This window comes from Rouxiella badensis (assembly GCF_026967515.2).
Lineage (GTDB): Bacteria > Pseudomonadota > Gammaproteobacteria > Enterobacterales > Enterobacteriaceae > Rouxiella > Rouxiella badensis.
In genome coordinates, this window is sequence record NZ_CP114062.1 from 4,615,354 (window position 1) to 4,631,137 (window position 15,784).

Sequence of the window (15,784 nt, forward strand, 5' to 3'; positions counted from 1 at the left end):
TCGACATTAATCATTGATTTGTGCAAAAAGCTGGCGATTGTGCGCATAAAACGCGCGTTCTGACGTCGACGATGTAATACCGTCGGCGGGTTATGTGCTAGACTACGCGCCGCGAGATAGCGCGAAAACATGATGGAAAGAGTGATGCGAGTACTGGGTATTGAAACGTCCTGCGATGAAACCGGCATTGCAATTTACGACACCGAAAACGGGTTATTGGCTAATCAACTGTATAGTCAGGTAAAACTGCACGCTGACTACGGTGGTGTGGTGCCAGAATTGGCCTCACGCGACCACGTGCGCAAGACGTTGCCCCTGATCAAGGAAGCGCTGAAAGAGGCTAACCTTAGCGCTGCCGATATCGACGGTGTGGCCTATACGGCCGGTCCGGGACTGGTTGGCGCGCTGCTGGTCGGTGCCACTATCGGGCGCTCTCTGGCGTTTGCCTGGAACGTTCCCGCTATCCCCGTTCACCATATGGAAGGGCATCTTTTAGCCCCTATGCTCGAAGATAACCCGCCTGAATTCCCCTTTGTGGCGCTGCTGGTTTCTGGTGGTCACACCCAGCTCATTAGCGTTACCGGCATTGGCGAATACACTCTGCTCGGTGAGTCAATTGACGACGCAGCGGGTGAGGCCTTTGATAAAACAGCAAAACTGCTGGGTCTGGATTACCCCGGTGGTCCATTGCTGTCGAAAATGGCCCAGCAGGGCGTGGCCGGACGCTTCACGTTCCCGCGTCCGATGACCGATCGCCCAGGGCTCGATTTCAGCTTCTCGGGGCTGAAAACCTTTGCTGCCAACACGATTCGCGGTAATGAAAACGATGCCCAGACTCACGCCGATATCGCCCGCGCCTTCGAAGATGCGGTGGTCGATACCCTGGCTATCAAGTGTAAAAGAGCGTTAGAGCAGACCGGCTTCAAGCGTCTGGTGATGGCGGGTGGCGTAAGTGCAAACCGCACGCTGCGCAGTAAACTGGCTGAGGTCATGGAAAAACGCGGTGGAGAAGTGTTTTATGCGCGCCCTGAATTCTGTACCGATAACGGCGCGATGATTGCCTATGCGGGCATGGTGCGGTTGAAAACCAGCGCGAATACAGATTTGAGTATTTCTGTACGCCCTCGATGGCCTCTGGATGAACTCGCGCCTGTGTAAGGCGAGTGACAAGGGTATTGCTGACTTGCTTCGAAACAGGGACCGGCCTCAGGCGACTTGTCTCTCAATGTCTAACGCAAGCTTTGTATGACGCGCCGGAAACTAAAAAACGACCCTTGAGATCGTTTTTTTATGTCGGCTATTTGTTACTTTTCGCTTCTTCGGCGGCTTTTCTGGCCGCTTTCTTCTCTTTCAGCCGCGTCCAGATTTTGGTTTCCTGACCGCGCCACAGACGTTGAATATTGTCATGATGGCGAAGCAGTATCAGGCACGAAAGCATGGCGACGGGGAAGGTAAACTGTGGTTTGAACCACCAGACATAAAAAGGCGCAATCAGCGCACTGATAATCGCGCCGAGCGAGGAGTAGCCGCTCAGCAGCACCGTTAACAGCCAGGTGCCGGTCATCAGTCCGGTCAGGTCCCAGCCGATGGGGGCAATGGCGCCTAACGCGGTCGCCACACCTTTACCGCCCTTGAAGCGGAAAAAGACGGGATAAATATGACCAACGCAGGCCGCGATTGCCGTTAGGCCAAGATACATCGGGGTCACGTTGAGCTTATAGGCCACCCACACCGGCAACATGCCCTTCAAAATGTCGAAGACCAGCACGGTGGCTGCCGCTGCTTTACCCCCCACTCTCAGGACGTTAGTAGCGCCCGGATTGCCGGAGCCTTGGGTTCGGGGATCGGGTAATCTCGCCAGGCGGCAGACCAGAATAGCACTGGAAATCGAGCCGCAAAGGTAGGCGAAAATAATCATTCCAAGCGCGGTTGCACTCATAAAAGCAATTCCGTCTATTAGGGGTCGTTTTAATCACAACATCCATGGATAATACGCATTTTCCGCTGGAAGTGGTATACCCATCATCCTTCAAGCCGCAGGTAAGTAAGCTCTCTCACTGCATTTTGGAATTGATCGGGCAACTCCGGCAAGGCCTAAAACGGAGAAACGCGTGATGGATATCGTATTTATAGAACAACTTAATGTAATCACCACAATCGGCGCTTTTGACTGGGAACAAACCATTCAGCAGAAGCTGGTGTTCGATATCGAACTTGCCTGGGACAACCGAAAGTCCGCCAAGAGCGATGACGTGAATGACTGTCTAAGCTATGCAGACGTCAGCGACGTGGTTATCCAACATGTCACTTCCCACAGCTTTGCACTGGTCGAGAGAGTGGCCGAAGAGGTCGCAAGCCTGCTGATGGCGCGCTTCAATACCCCGTGGGTCAAAATTAAATTAAGTAAGCCTGGCGCCATTGCTCATGCGGCGAATGTCGGCGTGATTATTGAGCGTGGAACGCGCAGTAAATAAATTTTCGTTTAAATTATCCTTTTAAAAGTATAAGTTGAAAAACTGCTGTCATAATAAAGCATTACTAATGACCACGTTCAGATGTTGTATTTAGGGTAAAACTAGGCAAATTCTTAATTTTGTCTTAAGCGCTACGCATTTTGCGTTTTAAATGAATCTCTCTCTGGGGCAGGGAATATTATGGTAACTGAAGGCCATCAGCTATTAATTGCGCTGATTTTAGGTATCGTCGAGGGCTTGACTGAATTCTTACCTGTATCGTCAACCGGACATTTGATTATCGCCGGTAACCTGATGGGTTACACCGATGATAAATCTAAAGTTTTTGAAGTTATCATCCAGCTAGGGTCTATTCTTGCCGTTGTCGTGATGTTCTGGCGTCGTCTGTTTGGGCTGATTGGCATTCATTTTGGTAAGAAGGTCGAGCATGAAGGAATAGGTAAGGGTCATCTTACCCTGCTGCATATTATTCTGGGTATGCTTCCGGCAGTCGTAATTGGCCTGGTGTTTAGCCATGATATTAAGGCGCTTTTCGAGCCTAAATATGTCATGTATGCGCTGGTGGTCGGGGGTATCTATATTCTCATCGCTGAATGGGTAAAGCCGAAATTCCCGAAAGCGGTCGGCGTTGATGATATTACTTACCTTCAGGCATTCCTGATTGGTTGTTTCCAGTGTCTTGCGCTGTGGCCGGGATTCTCACGTTCAGGCGCAACTATCGGCGGTGGGCTGCTGATGGGCGTGAGCCGCTATGCCGCCTCTGAATATTCCTTCCTGCTTGCGGTTCCGATGATGTTGGGCGCCAGCGCGCTCGATCTCTATAAGAATCACTCGATTCTGAGCTGGTCTGACTTACCGATGTTTGCCGTCGGCTTCGTTACCGCGTTTATCGTGGCGCTGATTGCGATTAAAACCTTCCTGGCATTGATCAAACGTATTTCGTTTGTGCCGTTCGCCATTTATCGTTTCGTGGTCGCGGCGCTGGTCTATTGGGTATTCCTGACCTGATAGAGTGAGAAAGCATTAAAAAACCCGCCTCGGCGGGTTTTTTGTTTTCTGATGACGATAAGTCGATATTTAGCGGGCCAGGATTTCCTGATGCTCCCGCCATTCAGCAATCGCGGCAACGCGACGTTTGCTGAGTTCTTCACGAATGGCCATACCCTGCAAACCTGACTCCACAACCTCTTTGATCGATACGCTGTTAGCAGCGGCAAACGCGGCGCGCACATAATCGCCCTGCGGATAGGGATTACGCTCAAAGCCAGTTCTGCCACGGGCATCGGCCTCACTGGTCAGTATCATCTGTTCGAGGCGCTGAGGTTTACGCCAGACGTCTATGGTATCGAACAACTTGAGCAACGTCTCGGGACGCAGTCTTTCAACGGTATGGATGAGATCGTGGAATTCCGCGACCAGCACCGCCAAATCGCGAATAGCGGTCGGCACGCGCAGCCGCTGGCACAGTCCTTCGACCAGTTTCACGCCCGCTGGACCATGGCCGTGATGGCTTGGCCAATGTTCTTTTGGCGTTAAGCCTTTACCCAGATCGTGGCATAGCGCCGAGAAGCGGATATCGACAGCTGGGCTGAGTTCTGCGGCCAGCTTTAACGTCATCAGGGTGTGTATGCCGGTGTCTATTTCTGGATGCCATTTGGCGGGCGCTGGCACACCAAATAGCGCATCGATTTCCGGGAACAGAACTTTGAGGGCGTTGCAATCACGTAACACCTGGAAATAAACCTGAGGATCCTGGGTTTGCAGCGCCTTCTCGGTCTCTTTCCAAACTCTTTCCGGGGTCAGAGCCTCAAGTTCACCGCTGGCGGCCATTTCTGTAATCAAACGCTGAGTTTCTGGCGCAATAGTAAAGCCCAGATGAGCAAAGCGAGCGGCAAAGCGCGCCAAACGCAGAACGCGTAAGGGGTCTTCACCGAAGGCATCGGAAACGTGACGCAGCACGCGCGCTTCAATGTCGGCCTGCCCATGATAGGGGTCGACCAGCTCACCTTCGGCGCTGCGTGCGATGGCATTGATGGTTAAATCACGGCGCATCAGGTCCTGCTCGAGCGTGACGTCCGGCGAGGCATAGCAGGTAAAGCCGTTATACCCAGCGCCAGACTTGCGTTCGGTGCGGGCAAGGGCATATTCGTCGCGGCTGACCGGATGGAGGAATACCGGAAAATCTTTGCCAACCTGTTGATAGCCAAGTTCGAGCATTGCCTCGGGCGTGGAACCGACCACGACCCAATCGTGCTCACTAACGGCGAGATTTAACAGACTGTCGCGGACGGCACCGCCGACCAGATAGATTTCCACGAGATAACTCCTGATGAAGATAAACAAACCAAAAAGGGATTAAGCCCTTATTGTAGCAAATTTGTTAACGCGATTTCTGCCTATCAGTCTGTCAACAATGCTGGATTTGGCGTGAAATGGCTGACTGGCAGCAACACGAAAAGGCACGTGAAGTGCCTTTTCTGAAATCAGCTTTATAGTGCGGAGTTAAGAAACTCAGCTCATCCAGCGATCTTTCTTCTTGCGACGTGGAACCAGGTGAGGCAACAGCAGACCGAGGATCAGGCCAATGCCTGCCACGCCACCGCCGTACATAAACCATTGAAGAATAATGGTTCTCTGCTTGTCATCCAGCTGGACGTTCACCGCGCTGACTTTCTTCTGCGCCACGAGCAGCTGGTTTTTCAGATCCTGATTTTCTTTCTTCAGACCGTTGATAATGCTATCGCTCGAGGCAACTTTTTGCTGCATCTCGGCGGTGCGCTGGTTCCAGCTATTATCAATATTGCTCAGCTTGTCAGTCAGGGTTTTCACCTGCTGCTGAAGGTCGGGTACCTGGGTGCGCAGACTTGGCGATGTGCTCAACTGGTCGAGTGGGATCCAAGCATCGCGGCCTTTAGCGTCAACGATTTGGCCATAGTTGGTGGCAGAGTTGACGCTCTTTAAGGTGACTTCATCACCAGAATTCAGCGCACCGACAATGCGAAACTGATTGCCTGGGCCGCTGTGAATATAGGTAATCAAATCGTCGGAAATGTAGCGCTTCTCATCGGCGTGAGCGCCCCAAGTGATGCCTAAAGTGAGCAAAGCGAAACCAAAAAGGCGTAATTTATTCATTATTCGTCATTCTTCGTAGTTGGCGGGCCTGTGAATCAGTGCCCCATCTGTCGATAAAATTTGTGATGAACGATAGTAAGGGCAACAGTGTGACGACGCAATGCATAAACCTAAATGAGAACTATCTTACAATCCCACGAGATGCGGCTCCCGGCGGGCGTGTATGATAGAATTGCCTAAACTTTTTTAAACTAAAATGCTTTATCAGCGAAGAAGCGGTGCAAAGACTTATGACCTTAGAAATAGAATTAAAATTTATTGCCACTCCTGCGGCAATTGCCGAGCTTCCTGAGCAGTTGGCTGCGTTTACCTGTGAGCACTCTGCGCCACAGAAGCTCACCAATATTTATTATGAAACGGCGGATAACCGCCTGCGTAAGCTGGATATGGGGCTGCGTATTCGTGGTTTTGACGACAGCTACGAGATGACTATCAAGACCGCCGGAAAAGTGGTGGCGGGGCTACATCAGCGTCCTGAATACAATGTCAGTATCAAGAAGCCTGAGCTGGACCTGAGCCTGTTCCCGGCTGATATCTGGCCAGAGGGTTTCGACGTCACCGCGCTACAGGCCGAGCTGAAGCCACTGTTCCGTACTGATTTTGTGCGTGAGAAGTGGGTGATCACTTACCAGCAAAGCGAGATTGAGCTTGGCCTCGACCAAGGTCACGTGACGGCGGGTGAGCAGTCAGAGTCGCTTTCTGAAATCGAACTCGAGATCAAAAAGGGCAATACCGGTGATTTACTGGCGCTGGCGGCACTGCTGGGTAAAAACGGTGGACTGCGTCTCGGCGGCCTGAGTAAGGCGGCACGCGGTTATCATCTGGCACAGGGCAACGTGGTGCGAGAAGCGCGTGCGCTGCCTGTTTTCCACGCGGCCCCTAAAGCGACCGTAGAACAAGCTCTTAGCGGCATGCTTGAGCTGGCGTTAAGCCACTGGCAGTATCACGAAGAGCTGTGGGTGCGTGGCGACAAAACCGCGCGTATCAGCGTTTTGCAAGGCGTTGAGGCCGTGCGCCAGACGCTGGTGATTTACGGCGGACTCATTCCACGCAAAGCCTCTACCGAGCTGCGCGCTGCGCTGACTGCATTGGCGGAAAAGCTCGAGAAGAAAGGGCTGGACGCGCAGGAAACCTGCCTCAGTGCAGACTATCTGCAATGTAAGTTAGCACTCACTTCATGGTTGGCAAACCAGGCCTGGAAGCCATTCGTCGACGATAAGTCGCAGAAGAAGCTCGACGGCTCCTTCAAGCGATTCGCCGATATCATGCTTGGCCGCACTGCGGCAGACTTGAAAGAGGCTTTCGCCCAGTCGCTGACCGAAGAGGGATTCCGCGACCAGCTCGCGCGCCTGAAGCGCCAGGTGATCGCCTTCCACCTTCTGAGCGGAGCTTATCCTCTAGAGGAATCAATGGCTTATATTAATGTCTGGACTGAACTTCAGCAGGCTATCGTGCAGCAACAGCACGCCTGGGAAGACTCGGCTCGTCAGCACGCGGTGATGCAGACTGCGTTTTGGTTAAACGGACAACCCCGCTAATCCTAAGCCCGGCCTGACGCCACGTCAGGCCGACTATGAAAGGAACCCAAGAATGTTGCCTCTCACCCCGCTGCTCGCGGCTCAGGCCGAAAAGCTGCACCTGCGTTTTAAACAAAGCCAAGAACAACAGCAATTAAACGACCTGCCTCCGCTCACCGAAGGTGCGCTACGCGTGCTTGCCAGCAGTGACTTTATGAGTGAGAACTTTATTGTGCATCCGCAGTGGTGGCAGGAGATTTCCGCCAACCCGCCGCGCGTGGATGAGTGGCAATATTATGCACAGGAGCTTGCCGACGAGCTGGCTAAGGTACAGGACGAAGCGGGGCTGATGAAGGCACTGCGCCAGTTTCGCAAGGCTAAAATGCTGCGTATCAGCTGGTCGCAGGCGATGCAAACTAGCAGCTGCGAGCAAACGCTACAGCAGCTGAGCGTATTGGCCGAGACGCTGATCGTCGCCGCCCGCGACTGGCTCTACGAGACCTGTTGCCGCGAGTGGGGCACGCCGGTAAACGCGGCGGGTGAGCCGCAGAAACTGCTGATTTTAGGTATGGGCAAACTCGGTGGGGGTGAACTTAATTTTTCCTCTGATATCGACCTGATTTTCTCTTATCCGGAAAACGGGCAGACACAGGGCGGACGTCGTCAGCTCGAAAACGCCCAATTTTTTATCCGTTTGGGTCAACGTCTGATTAAAGCGTTGGATCAGCCGACTATTGACGGCTTCGTCTATCGCGTTGACATGCGCCTTCGCCCTTTTGGTGACAGCGGTCCGCTGGTAATGAGCTTCTCGGCGCTCGAAGATTACTATCAGGAGCAGGGCCGAGACTGGGAACGTTATGCGATGGTCAAGGCCAAGCTGATGGGCGACGCTGAAGACGCCAGCAGTCAGGAAATTCGCAAGATGCTGAAGCCGTTCGTGTTTCGGCGCTACATCGATTTCAGCGTGATCCAGTCACTGCGTAATATGAAAGGCATGATCGCCCGTGAGGTTCGCCGTCGCGGGCTGAAAGACAATATCAAGCTCGGCGCGGGCGGTATCCGCGAGATTGAGTTTATCGTGCAGGTGTTCCAGCTGATACGCGGTGGCCGTGAGCCCTCGCTTCAGCAGAGGGCGCTGCTGCCGACCCTGCAGGCGGTCGCGGCGCTGCACCTGCTGCCCGAGTCGCAGGTCCGTCAACTCAATGAAAGTTATCTGTTTTTACGTCGTCTTGAGAACTTGCTACAGGCTATTGCCGATGAACAAACGCAGACCCTGCCGGGTGATGATCTCAACCGGGCGCGCCTCGCATGGGGCATGAATTTCAATACCTGGGACGAGCTGCATCAGCACACGACCCAGCATATGTTGGCGGTGCGCGGGGTCTTTGATGACCTGATTGGCGACGACACGCCAGACGCCGGTGATGACCCACAGCAGGAGCAGTTCAACAGCCTGTGGACCGATGAACTCGATGACGGCGACCTGCTGCCGCTGGCCGAACCTCTTAGTGAACAGGCCCGCACCAGGCTGCTGCGCACCATCGGCGATTTCCGTCAGGACGTGGACAAACGTACCATCGGGCCACGTGGACGTGACCAGCTCGACCAGCTGATGCCAAGAATGCTGGCGCAAGTGTGTACTTACAAAAACGCCGACGTCCTGCTGCAGCGCCTGACCCTGCTGCTGCTCAATATCGTCACGCGGACCACCTATATCGAGCTGCTGGTGGAGTATCCCGGTGCGCTTAAACAGCTTATTCGCCTCTGTGCCGCCTCCCCGATGGTGGCCAATCAGCTTGCACGACACCCGATCCTCCTCGACGAACTCCTCGACCCGAACACGCTATATCAGCCTATCGCTCCGGAGTCCTACCCCGATGAACTGCGCCAGTATCTATTGCGCGTGCCAGCGGATGACGAAGAGCAGCAAATCGAAGCGCTGCGTCAGTTCAAACAGGCCCAGCAGCTGCGCATTGCCGCCGGAGATATTGCCGGTGTACTGCCGGTGATGAAGGTCAGCGATCATCTGACCTATCTGGCCGAGGCGATTCTGACGGCGGTTATCCAGCAGGCATGGGACCATATGCTGTCACGCTATGGCCAGCCGACCTATCTGCAGCAGCAGGAAGGGCGCGGTTTTGCGGTTATTGGCTACGGCAAGCTGGGCGGCTGGGAGTTGGGCTACAGTTCAGATATGGACCTGGTATTCCTGCACGATTGTCCAATGGATGTGGTGACCGACGGGCCACGCAGCATCGACGGACGGCAGTTTTACCTGCGTCTGGCGCAGCGCATCATGCACCTTTTCAGCACCCGCACGGCGTCGGGCATTCTTTATGAGGTCGACGATCGTCTGCGTCCTTCTGGCGCCTCGGGCATGCTGGTCAGCACCCTCACCGCTTTCCGGGAATATCAGCAGGAAAACGCCTGGACCTGGGAGCATCAGGCGCTGGTCCGTGCCCGCGTGGTGTACGGCAGTCCTGAAATGACCCAGCAGATTAACGGCATCCGTCGCGAGATCCTTTGTAAGCAGCGCGATGGCGAGCAGTTGAAAAAAGAAGTTCGCGAGATGCGTGAAAAGATGGTCGCTCATTTAGCAACCAAAAAGGGTGACGTTTTCGATCTCAAGGCAGATCCGGGCGGGATTACCGACATTGAATTTATCGCTCAGTATCTGGTTCTGCGCTACGCCAGCACTGAGCCTGACCTGACCCGTTGGTCTGATAACGTGCGTATTTTCGAGCTGATGGCGAAGTACAAGATTATGTCGCATGAGGAGGCGGTACAGCTGACTCATGCCTATGTGACCCTGCGTGATGAAATACATCATCTGGCTTTACAGGAACATAATGGGAAAGTTGCGGTCGATATGTTTGTCACCGAGCGCGAGCAGGTGATCGAGAGCTGGCAGCGTTGGCTGAGCTGAGTCGGTTTTACCAACAACCTTTTTCGCTTGTGATATTATCGCGCGCATTGTTTTTGGTGTGACAAAACGATTTTCGCTACGAACAACACCATTTTGGCTACGATTTGTTCAGATAGCCTGTTTGCTAAGTTTTATACCCGGAAATCGCGGGTATCTCTGTTTTGGAGTGTGGGATGAAAGTAACTTTGCCTGAGTTTCACCGTGCCGGCGTTCTGGTCGTAGGTGACGTAATGCTAGACCGCTACTGGTATGGCCCAACCAGCCGTATATCGCCGGAAGCGCCGGTGCCGGTTGTTAAAGTCAATACGATTGAAGAGCGTCCTGGCGGTGCGGCAAACGTGGCGATGAACATTGCCTCGCTCGGCGCCTGTTCTCGCCTGATTGGCCTGACCGGTGCCGACGATGCCGCCCGGGCGTTGAGTGAGCGTTTGAGCGAAGTGAACGTCAGCTGCGATTTCCTGGCCGTACCCACACATCCGACAATTACCAAGCTGCGCGTACTTTCGCGTAACCAGCAGTTGATTCGTCTCGACTTCGAAGAAGGTTTCGAGGGTATCGACCTACAGCCTATTCTGGACAAAATTCAGAACGCCTTGCCAGAAACAGGTGCGTTGGTGTTGTCTGACTATGCTAAAGGCGCCTTGCAAGACGTGCAGTCTATGATAGCGCTGGCTAAAAAGGCGGGTGTACCGGTGCTGGTCGATCCTAAAGGATCCGACTTCGAACGTTATCGCGGTGCGACGCTGTTGACGCCAAACCTCTCCGAATTTGAAGCGGTGGTCGGCGCCTGTAAAGACGAGGCTCAGCTGGTGGAGAAAGGCATGGCGTTGATCGCCAACTTTGAGCTTTCTGCACTGTTGGTGACCCGTTCCGAACAGGGCATGACGCTGCTGCAACCGGGCAAGGCGCCGCTGCATTTGCCAACCCAGGCGCAGGAAGTGTATGACGTGACCGGTGCAGGCGACACAGTGATTGGTGTGCTGGCGACCGTGCTGGCCGCGGGCAGCAGCCTTGAGGAAGCCTGTTTCCTCGCCAACGCCGCTGCCGGTGTGGTAGTCGGTAAGTTGGGAACCTCCACCGTTTCTACCGTTGAGCTTGAAAATGCGGTACATGGTCGTACCGAAACCGGTTTTGGCGTGATGACCGAAGAAGAGCTGAAAGTTGCCGTCGCCCATGCGCGTCAGCGCGGCGAGAAGGTTGTGATGACCAACGGCATCTTTGATATTTTGCACGCGGGCCACGTTTCTTACCTTGCCAATGCGCGCAAGCTGGGCGATCGCCTGATTGTGGCGGTAAACAGCGATGCCTCGACCAAGCGTTTAAAAGGCGAAACGCGCCCAATCAATGCTCAAGCACAGCGTATGGCCGTGTTGGCCGGATTAGGTGCGGTTGACTGGGTGGTCGGCTTTGAAGAAGATACGCCGCGTCGCCTGATTGCCGGAGTGTTACCCGACCTGTTGGTCAAGGGCGGAGACTACGAGCCTCATCAGATTGCCGGATGCGACGAAGTGTGGGCCAATGGCGGTGAAGTCAAAGTCCTGAATTTTGAAGATGGTTTATCAACTACCAAGATAATCAATCAGATTAAATCTCAGGAGTAGAGAGCCTCGCTTCTCGCGCTCTGACCATTAAAAAAGGCCTGCTTATGCGGGCCTTTTTATTGCAAGAAGACGGTTATTCCTGCGGCTTCTCTGCGCTTGGGGCGGCAGTCGCTGCCAGTTGGGTTTCAAGCTGGGTCAGGCGCTGTTCCAGCAGCGTCAGTTTTTCACGGGTGCGCAGCAGAACCTGCGTCTGTACGTCAAACTCTTCGCGGTTAACCAAGTCCATGCGGCTAAACTGAGCCTGAAGAACCTGACGCACTTTCTTTTCTGTATCTTCCCCAAACTCGCGGATCCCTTTAGGCATGGCTTCATGAACCTGGCGAGCTATTTGTTCAATTTTTTTAGTGTCGATCATTGTCGTTACCCTGTTTCAGAAAAGTGGCGTTCTCTTAGTGTAATGCCAGATTGCCATTCTATAAACCTTTCACGACACCTTTAATCGTTCATCTCCCCGGTCCAATAGCACGATGGGTGCATTGCCCGCAGCTTTTTTTGGCGTTATAGTTGGCATGCTTATTCTCAGGGCGGGGTGCAAGTCCCCACCGGCGGTAAACCACAGAACAAATTGATGAAACACTCTTTCATCATCGTGGAAGCCCGCGAGCGCTTAGGTTTCTTCATCTTTGATGGAGGGCATAAGGTCAGCAGATCCGGTGTAATTCCGGGGCCGACGGTTATAGTCCGGATGGGAGAGAGTAACGAATTGATCGGGCTTAAATGCCCGCTACGTTATTTTATAGCGATAGCCTGCTATACGCATGGCTATGCTGACTCCGCAAGACGCCCTGATTCTGGTAATCCATTTATTTTCATAGAGTTAATGAGGTTATTTTACCATGAATCAGACTTTACTTTCCGAATTCGGCACGCCGTCAGAACGCGTTGAACGCGCACTCGCTGCGCTACGCAATGGCCAGGGTGTGATGGTGCTGGATGACGAAAACCGCGAAAACGAAGGCGATATGATCTTCGCCGCAGAAACCATGACCGTTGAGCAAATGGCGCTAACTATTCGCCACGGCAGCGGCATCGTGTGCCTGTGTTTAACCGACCAACGCCGCAAGCAGCTCGAGCTTCCGATGATGGTTGAGCAAAACTCCAGCCACTATCAGACCGGTTTTACCGTGACTATCGAAGCGGCTAAAGGGGTGACGACCGGTGTTTCCGCGTCAGACCGCTTGACCACTATTCGTGCAGCAATTGCCGAGGGTGCAAAACCTTCCGATCTTAACCGTCCAGGGCACGTGTTCCCGCTGCGCGCGCGCGACGGCGGTGTATTGACCCGCCGTGGCCATACCGAAGCGACCATCGATCTCGTGAGTCTGGCTGGATTCGGCCCTTACGGCGTTCTGTGCGAACTGACCAATGACGACGGCAGCATGGCTCACGCGCCAGAAGCCATTGTGTTTGCCAACAATCATAATATGCCGGTGGTGACCATCGACGATCTGGTGGCTTATCGCGAAGCTCTGACTCAGCAGGCTGGCTAAGCTTTTTATTTACCAGGTCATGTATTAACAAGAGCCGACAGAGTTTATGTCGGCTTTTTAATTTTTCAGCAACAAGATCACAGGGTATTAAGGTTTTATAAGGGGAGGACGGTAGGATGCCGGTTAACCAGTGAGTAGAATTTTATCATTCATTTATTAACTTAATTGGTTTGATTTTGATAAATAATTCCTCATTGAATATAAAAGTTAAGTTTGGTGTCTTATTTCTGTTTTGCCTGATCTCATGCCTGTCCTTTGGTTACCCATTTAAAATTATGCATGTTATTACACTATTTTTAATCATGCTTACCGTCTCAAGTTTTTCATCGTTTTTATATAAATTACTTATCGCCATAATCTTTATTATTTCTTCATTCTATCTCCCAGTTGCATTATCTTTTGGTCCGGTTGATTTTAATACCCTCCTTTCGGTGAAATATAGTAATGTAAGGGAAGGTATTATGCTCATAAAAACCATTCCTGGGTTCTATTTTAGCTTGCCACTCGTGACTCTCGCTATGACGATTTTTATTTTCGACATAAAGGTCGACAAATTAAATTTCAGGCCGATAATTATCACTTACCTTTTTATCTCCTTAGTTTCGACGCCGGTCAGGCTTTATATCAATGAGGGTAGGGTGAAAGTTTTTAGCACAGGTATTCCTGTTGTAAGATTTGTCACTGATGTTCTCGAGAATTACCGCCAAGTGGATGAGGAAACGGCCTTAATGCAGCAGAGCCTGACCACCCCAGACGTCTGGGCTCCAGAAAGAACGCTCACTAACTATCAGAATTACATAATAATCATCGGTGAGAGCGTACGCAGCGACTACCTGAATGCCTATGGTTTTCCGATCGGTAATACGCCTTTTATGAGCTCGGCTCCGGGGGTGTTATTTACCCATTATATTTCGGCAGCATCATCAACGCAGACTTCGCTGAAGAATTCATTATCACTGCGGCGAGGTCTCTACGTTGAGCTGAATAATAATATTATTACCCTGGCTAACAAGGCGGGTTTTACGACCTTTTGGTATTCTAATCAGGGCAGTCTCGGTCCGCACGACACCTCTGTTGCCTCATTCGCCAAAAGAGCTAATTTATTTAATTTTATGCAAAAAGGTAAATCCTCTGATGGGGTTGGATCGGGGGATTTCGATCTTTTAGGCGGTGTCGCCTCAGTGATGAAAAAAAATAAGCCGGCGAAACTGATTGTATTACACCTGATGGGTTCGCATCCTCTTGCCTGTGACAGGACGAAAGGGAAATATCAGGAATTCAGCCAATCAAAGGAAATATCCTGCTATATCCAAAGTATTAGAGAAACGGATGAACTTCTTTCCAGGGTAGTGGAATTAGCGAAAGAGAGCGGTCAGAGTTGGTCAATGATGTATTTCGCTGACCATGGCCTAGCATTTAAGGGGCCGGACACCGATAACGCGCGATTACAGCACGGTGATAAATTAAAACAAAATTATACCGTGCCGATGTTTATGACTTCATCAGACAGTAAAAGAAGGGAAGTTAATTCTTACCCTAGAAGTGCGATTAATTTCCTGAGCCTGTTTGCGCAGTGGACGGGTATTAAGGATAAGCTGATCGGCACGGGCTGCAATATGCTGGCTGATGTCCCCTGTGACAATCAGGATCGGGTGATTCAATTCACTCAGAAGCAAGTACTATTCTCATCACTTGGAGAAGATACCCCGGCCCATTAACTTAACCATTCAAATTTATTGAACATCATCATCACGGTTATCCGGCTGATCCGAGTAGAGGAAAAGAGTAACCTCTTTCTATCGAATGGTCGCCGTCGCGGTGACCATTACCTCTTAATCCGAGCGGTAAGGAACATTTTATGACTACCTCACGCATGCCAGCACTGTTTTTGGGACACGGTAGCCCGATGAACGTGCTCGAAGACAACGTCTATACCCGTGCCTGGGAAGCGCTGGGGGAAAACCTGCCGCGTCCGAAGGCGATCCTTGCTGTTTCTGCCCACTGGTACACCCGTGGTACCGCAGTGACGGCGATGGAGAATCCGCGCACCATTCACGATTTCGGAGGCTTTCCGCAGGCGCTGTTTGATAAACGTTATCCAGCACCGGGCTCTCCCGCGCTGGCAAAACGTGTTCAGGCGCTGCTGGCACCGCTAGACGTGATTGCCGATCAAGAATGGGGTTACGATCACGGATCCTGGGGCGTGCTGATCAAGATGTATCCTGAGGCCGATATCCCCATGATCCAGCTCAGCATCGACGGCACTAAACCGGCTGAATATCATTATCAGCTGGGTAAAAAGCTTGCTGCACTGCGTGACGAGGGCGTGATGATCGTTGCCAGCGGCAACGTGGTGCATAACCTGCGTATGGTGAAATGGGAAGGAAACGCCGAACCCTACCCGTGGGCAAGGGCTTTTGATGAATACGTGGTGAATAATCTTGGCTGGAAAGGGGAGGCGAAGGACCATCCGCTGGTTAACTTTATGCAGCACGAAGGTGCCGCGTTGTCTAACCCAACGCCCGAACATTACCTGCCGCTGCTTTACCTGCTGGGCACCTGGGACGGCGTGGAGCCAATCACACTGCCAACCCAGGGAACGGTGATGAGTTCCCTGAGCATGCTGTCGGTGCAGCTGGGCTAA

Annotated in this window: 13 protein-coding genes and 1 riboswitch; of the genes, 9 read left to right on the forward strand and 4 right to left on the reverse strand. The window is 52.4% G+C overall.

Annotated features, from left to right (window positions below; all coding sequences use genetic code 11):
• The first annotated feature begins 144 nt into the window (after positions 1 to 144).
• On the forward strand, positions 145 to 1,158 hold the full coding sequence (tsaD, locus tag O1V65_RS21365) for a tRNA (adenosine(37)-N6)-threonylcarbamoyltransferase complex transferase subunit TsaD (RefSeq protein ID WP_084913067.1): 1,014 nt from the start codon (positions 145 to 147) through the stop codon (positions 1,156 to 1,158).
• Positions 1,159 to 1,297: 139 nt separating this feature from the next.
• Here the strand turns inward: tsaD and plsY are convergent, their stop codons facing one another.
• Positions 1,298 to 1,939 (reverse strand): glycerol-3-phosphate 1-O-acyltransferase PlsY, encoded by a 642-nt coding sequence (plsY, locus tag O1V65_RS21370; RefSeq protein ID WP_165428832.1) that lies wholly within the window; start codon positions 1,937 to 1,939, stop codon positions 1,298 to 1,300.
• A gap of 175 nt (positions 1,940 to 2,114) precedes the next feature.
• On the opposite strand from plsY, the gene folB reads away from it, so the two are divergent.
• A complete protein-coding gene (gene folB / locus O1V65_RS21375; RefSeq protein ID WP_084913069.1) occupies positions 2,115 to 2,474 on the forward strand; it encodes a bifunctional dihydroneopterin aldolase/7,8-dihydroneopterin epimerase in 360 nt (119 codons plus the stop codon).
• 180 nt (positions 2,475 to 2,654) lie between these two features.
• A complete protein-coding gene (bacA, locus tag O1V65_RS21380) occupies positions 2,655 to 3,482 on the forward strand; it encodes an undecaprenyl-diphosphate phosphatase (protein ID WP_017492974.1) in 828 nt (275 codons plus the stop codon).
• A gap of 69 nt (positions 3,483 to 3,551) precedes the next feature.
• Here the strand turns inward: bacA and O1V65_RS21385 are convergent, their stop codons facing one another.
• Complete coding sequence (locus O1V65_RS21385) at positions 3,552 to 4,790, reverse strand: multifunctional CCA addition/repair protein (RefSeq protein ID WP_017492973.1); 1,239 nt, start codon at positions 4,788 to 4,790, stop codon at positions 3,552 to 3,554.
• Between the two features lie 195 nt (positions 4,791 to 4,985).
• Positions 4,986 to 5,606, reverse strand: coding sequence for a TIGR04211 family SH3 domain-containing protein (locus O1V65_RS21390; protein ID WP_269130010.1), 621 nt, complete (start codon positions 5,604 to 5,606; stop codon positions 4,986 to 4,988).
• Positions 5,607 to 5,836: 230 nt separating this feature from the next.
• Here O1V65_RS21390 and O1V65_RS21395 point away from each other — a divergent pair, with 230 nt between their 5' ends.
• From O1V65_RS21395 to hldE, 3 genes are all read left to right on the forward strand, one after another.
• Positions 5,837 to 7,144, forward strand: a complete 1,308-nt coding sequence (locus O1V65_RS21395; RefSeq protein WP_017492971.1) for a CYTH domain-containing protein — start codon at positions 5,837 to 5,839, stop codon at positions 7,142 to 7,144.
• 52 nt (positions 7,145 to 7,196) lie between these two features.
• On the forward strand, positions 7,197 to 10,049 hold the full coding sequence (gene glnE / locus O1V65_RS21400; RefSeq protein ID WP_269130011.1) for a bifunctional [glutamate--ammonia ligase]-adenylyl-L-tyrosine phosphorylase/[glutamate--ammonia-ligase] adenylyltransferase: 2,853 nt from the start codon (positions 7,197 to 7,199) through the stop codon (positions 10,047 to 10,049).
• Positions 10,050 to 10,222: 173 nt separating this feature from the next.
• Complete coding sequence (gene hldE / locus O1V65_RS21405; protein WP_017492969.1) at positions 10,223 to 11,650, forward strand: bifunctional D-glycero-beta-D-manno-heptose-7-phosphate kinase/D-glycero-beta-D-manno-heptose 1-phosphate adenylyltransferase HldE; 1,428 nt, start codon at positions 10,223 to 10,225, stop codon at positions 11,648 to 11,650.
• A 73-nt stretch (positions 11,651 to 11,723) separates the two neighbouring features.
• Here the strand turns inward: hldE and ubiK are convergent, their stop codons facing one another.
• Positions 11,724 to 12,005, reverse strand: coding sequence for a ubiquinone biosynthesis accessory factor UbiK (gene ubiK / locus O1V65_RS21410; RefSeq protein WP_017492968.1), 282 nt, complete (start codon positions 12,003 to 12,005; stop codon positions 11,724 to 11,726).
• Between the two features lie 156 nt (positions 12,006 to 12,161).
• A riboswitch (FMN riboswitch) is annotated at positions 12,162 to 12,351 on the forward strand.
• A 135-nt stretch (positions 12,352 to 12,486) separates the two neighbouring features.
• Here ubiK and ribB point away from each other — a divergent pair.
• The 3 genes from ribB (at position 12,487) to ygiD (ending at position 15,784) form a co-directional block, all read left to right on the forward strand.
• On the forward strand, positions 12,487 to 13,140 hold the full coding sequence (gene ribB, locus O1V65_RS21415; protein ID WP_017492967.1) for a 3,4-dihydroxy-2-butanone-4-phosphate synthase: 654 nt from the start codon (positions 12,487 to 12,489) through the stop codon (positions 13,138 to 13,140).
• A 461-nt stretch (positions 13,141 to 13,601) separates the two neighbouring features.
• Positions 13,602 to 14,858 carry a phosphoethanolamine transferase gene (locus O1V65_RS21420; protein WP_227955757.1) on the forward strand — a complete coding sequence of 419 codons (1,257 nt, stop codon included), beginning with the start codon at positions 13,602 to 13,604 and terminating at the stop codon, positions 14,856 to 14,858.
• A 140-nt stretch (positions 14,859 to 14,998) separates the two neighbouring features.
• The gene (gene ygiD, locus O1V65_RS21425) at positions 14,999 to 15,784 is read left to right on the forward strand and encodes a 4,5-DOPA-extradiol-dioxygenase (RefSeq protein WP_017492965.1); all 786 of its coding nucleotides are present in this window, start codon (positions 14,999 to 15,001) and stop codon (positions 15,782 to 15,784) included.

Coding starts and splice junctions, on each gene's coding strand:
- tsaD (WP_084913067.1), top strand. CDS start 145: ATGCGAGTACTGGGTATTGAAACGTCCTGCGATGAAACCGGCATTGCA.
- plsY (WP_165428832.1), bottom strand. CDS start 1,939: ATGAGTGCAACCGCGCTTGGAATGATTATTTTCGCCTACCTTTGCGGC.
- folB (WP_084913069.1), top strand. CDS start 2,115: ATGGATATCGTATTTATAGAACAACTTAATGTAATCACCACAATCGGC.
- bacA (WP_017492974.1), top strand. CDS start 2,655: ATGGTAACTGAAGGCCATCAGCTATTAATTGCGCTGATTTTAGGTATC.
- O1V65_RS21390 (WP_269130010.1), bottom strand. CDS start 5,606: ATGAATAAATTACGCCTTTTTGGTTTCGCTTTGCTCACTTTAGGCATC.
- O1V65_RS21395 (WP_017492971.1), top strand. CDS start 5,837: ATGACCTTAGAAATAGAATTAAAATTTATTGCCACTCCTGCGGCAATT.
- glnE (WP_269130011.1), top strand. CDS start 7,197: ATGTTGCCTCTCACCCCGCTGCTCGCGGCTCAGGCCGAAAAGCTGCAC.
- hldE (WP_017492969.1), top strand. CDS start 10,223: ATGAAAGTAACTTTGCCTGAGTTTCACCGTGCCGGCGTTCTGGTCGTA.
- ubiK (WP_017492968.1), bottom strand. CDS start 12,005: ATGATCGACACTAAAAAAATTGAACAAATAGCTCGCCAGGTTCATGAA.
- ribB (WP_017492967.1), top strand. CDS start 12,487: ATGAATCAGACTTTACTTTCCGAATTCGGCACGCCGTCAGAACGCGTT.
- O1V65_RS21420 (WP_227955757.1), top strand. CDS start 13,602: ATGCTCATAAAAACCATTCCTGGGTTCTATTTTAGCTTGCCACTCGTG.
- ygiD (WP_017492965.1), top strand. CDS start 14,999: ATGACTACCTCACGCATGCCAGCACTGTTTTTGGGACACGGTAGCCCG.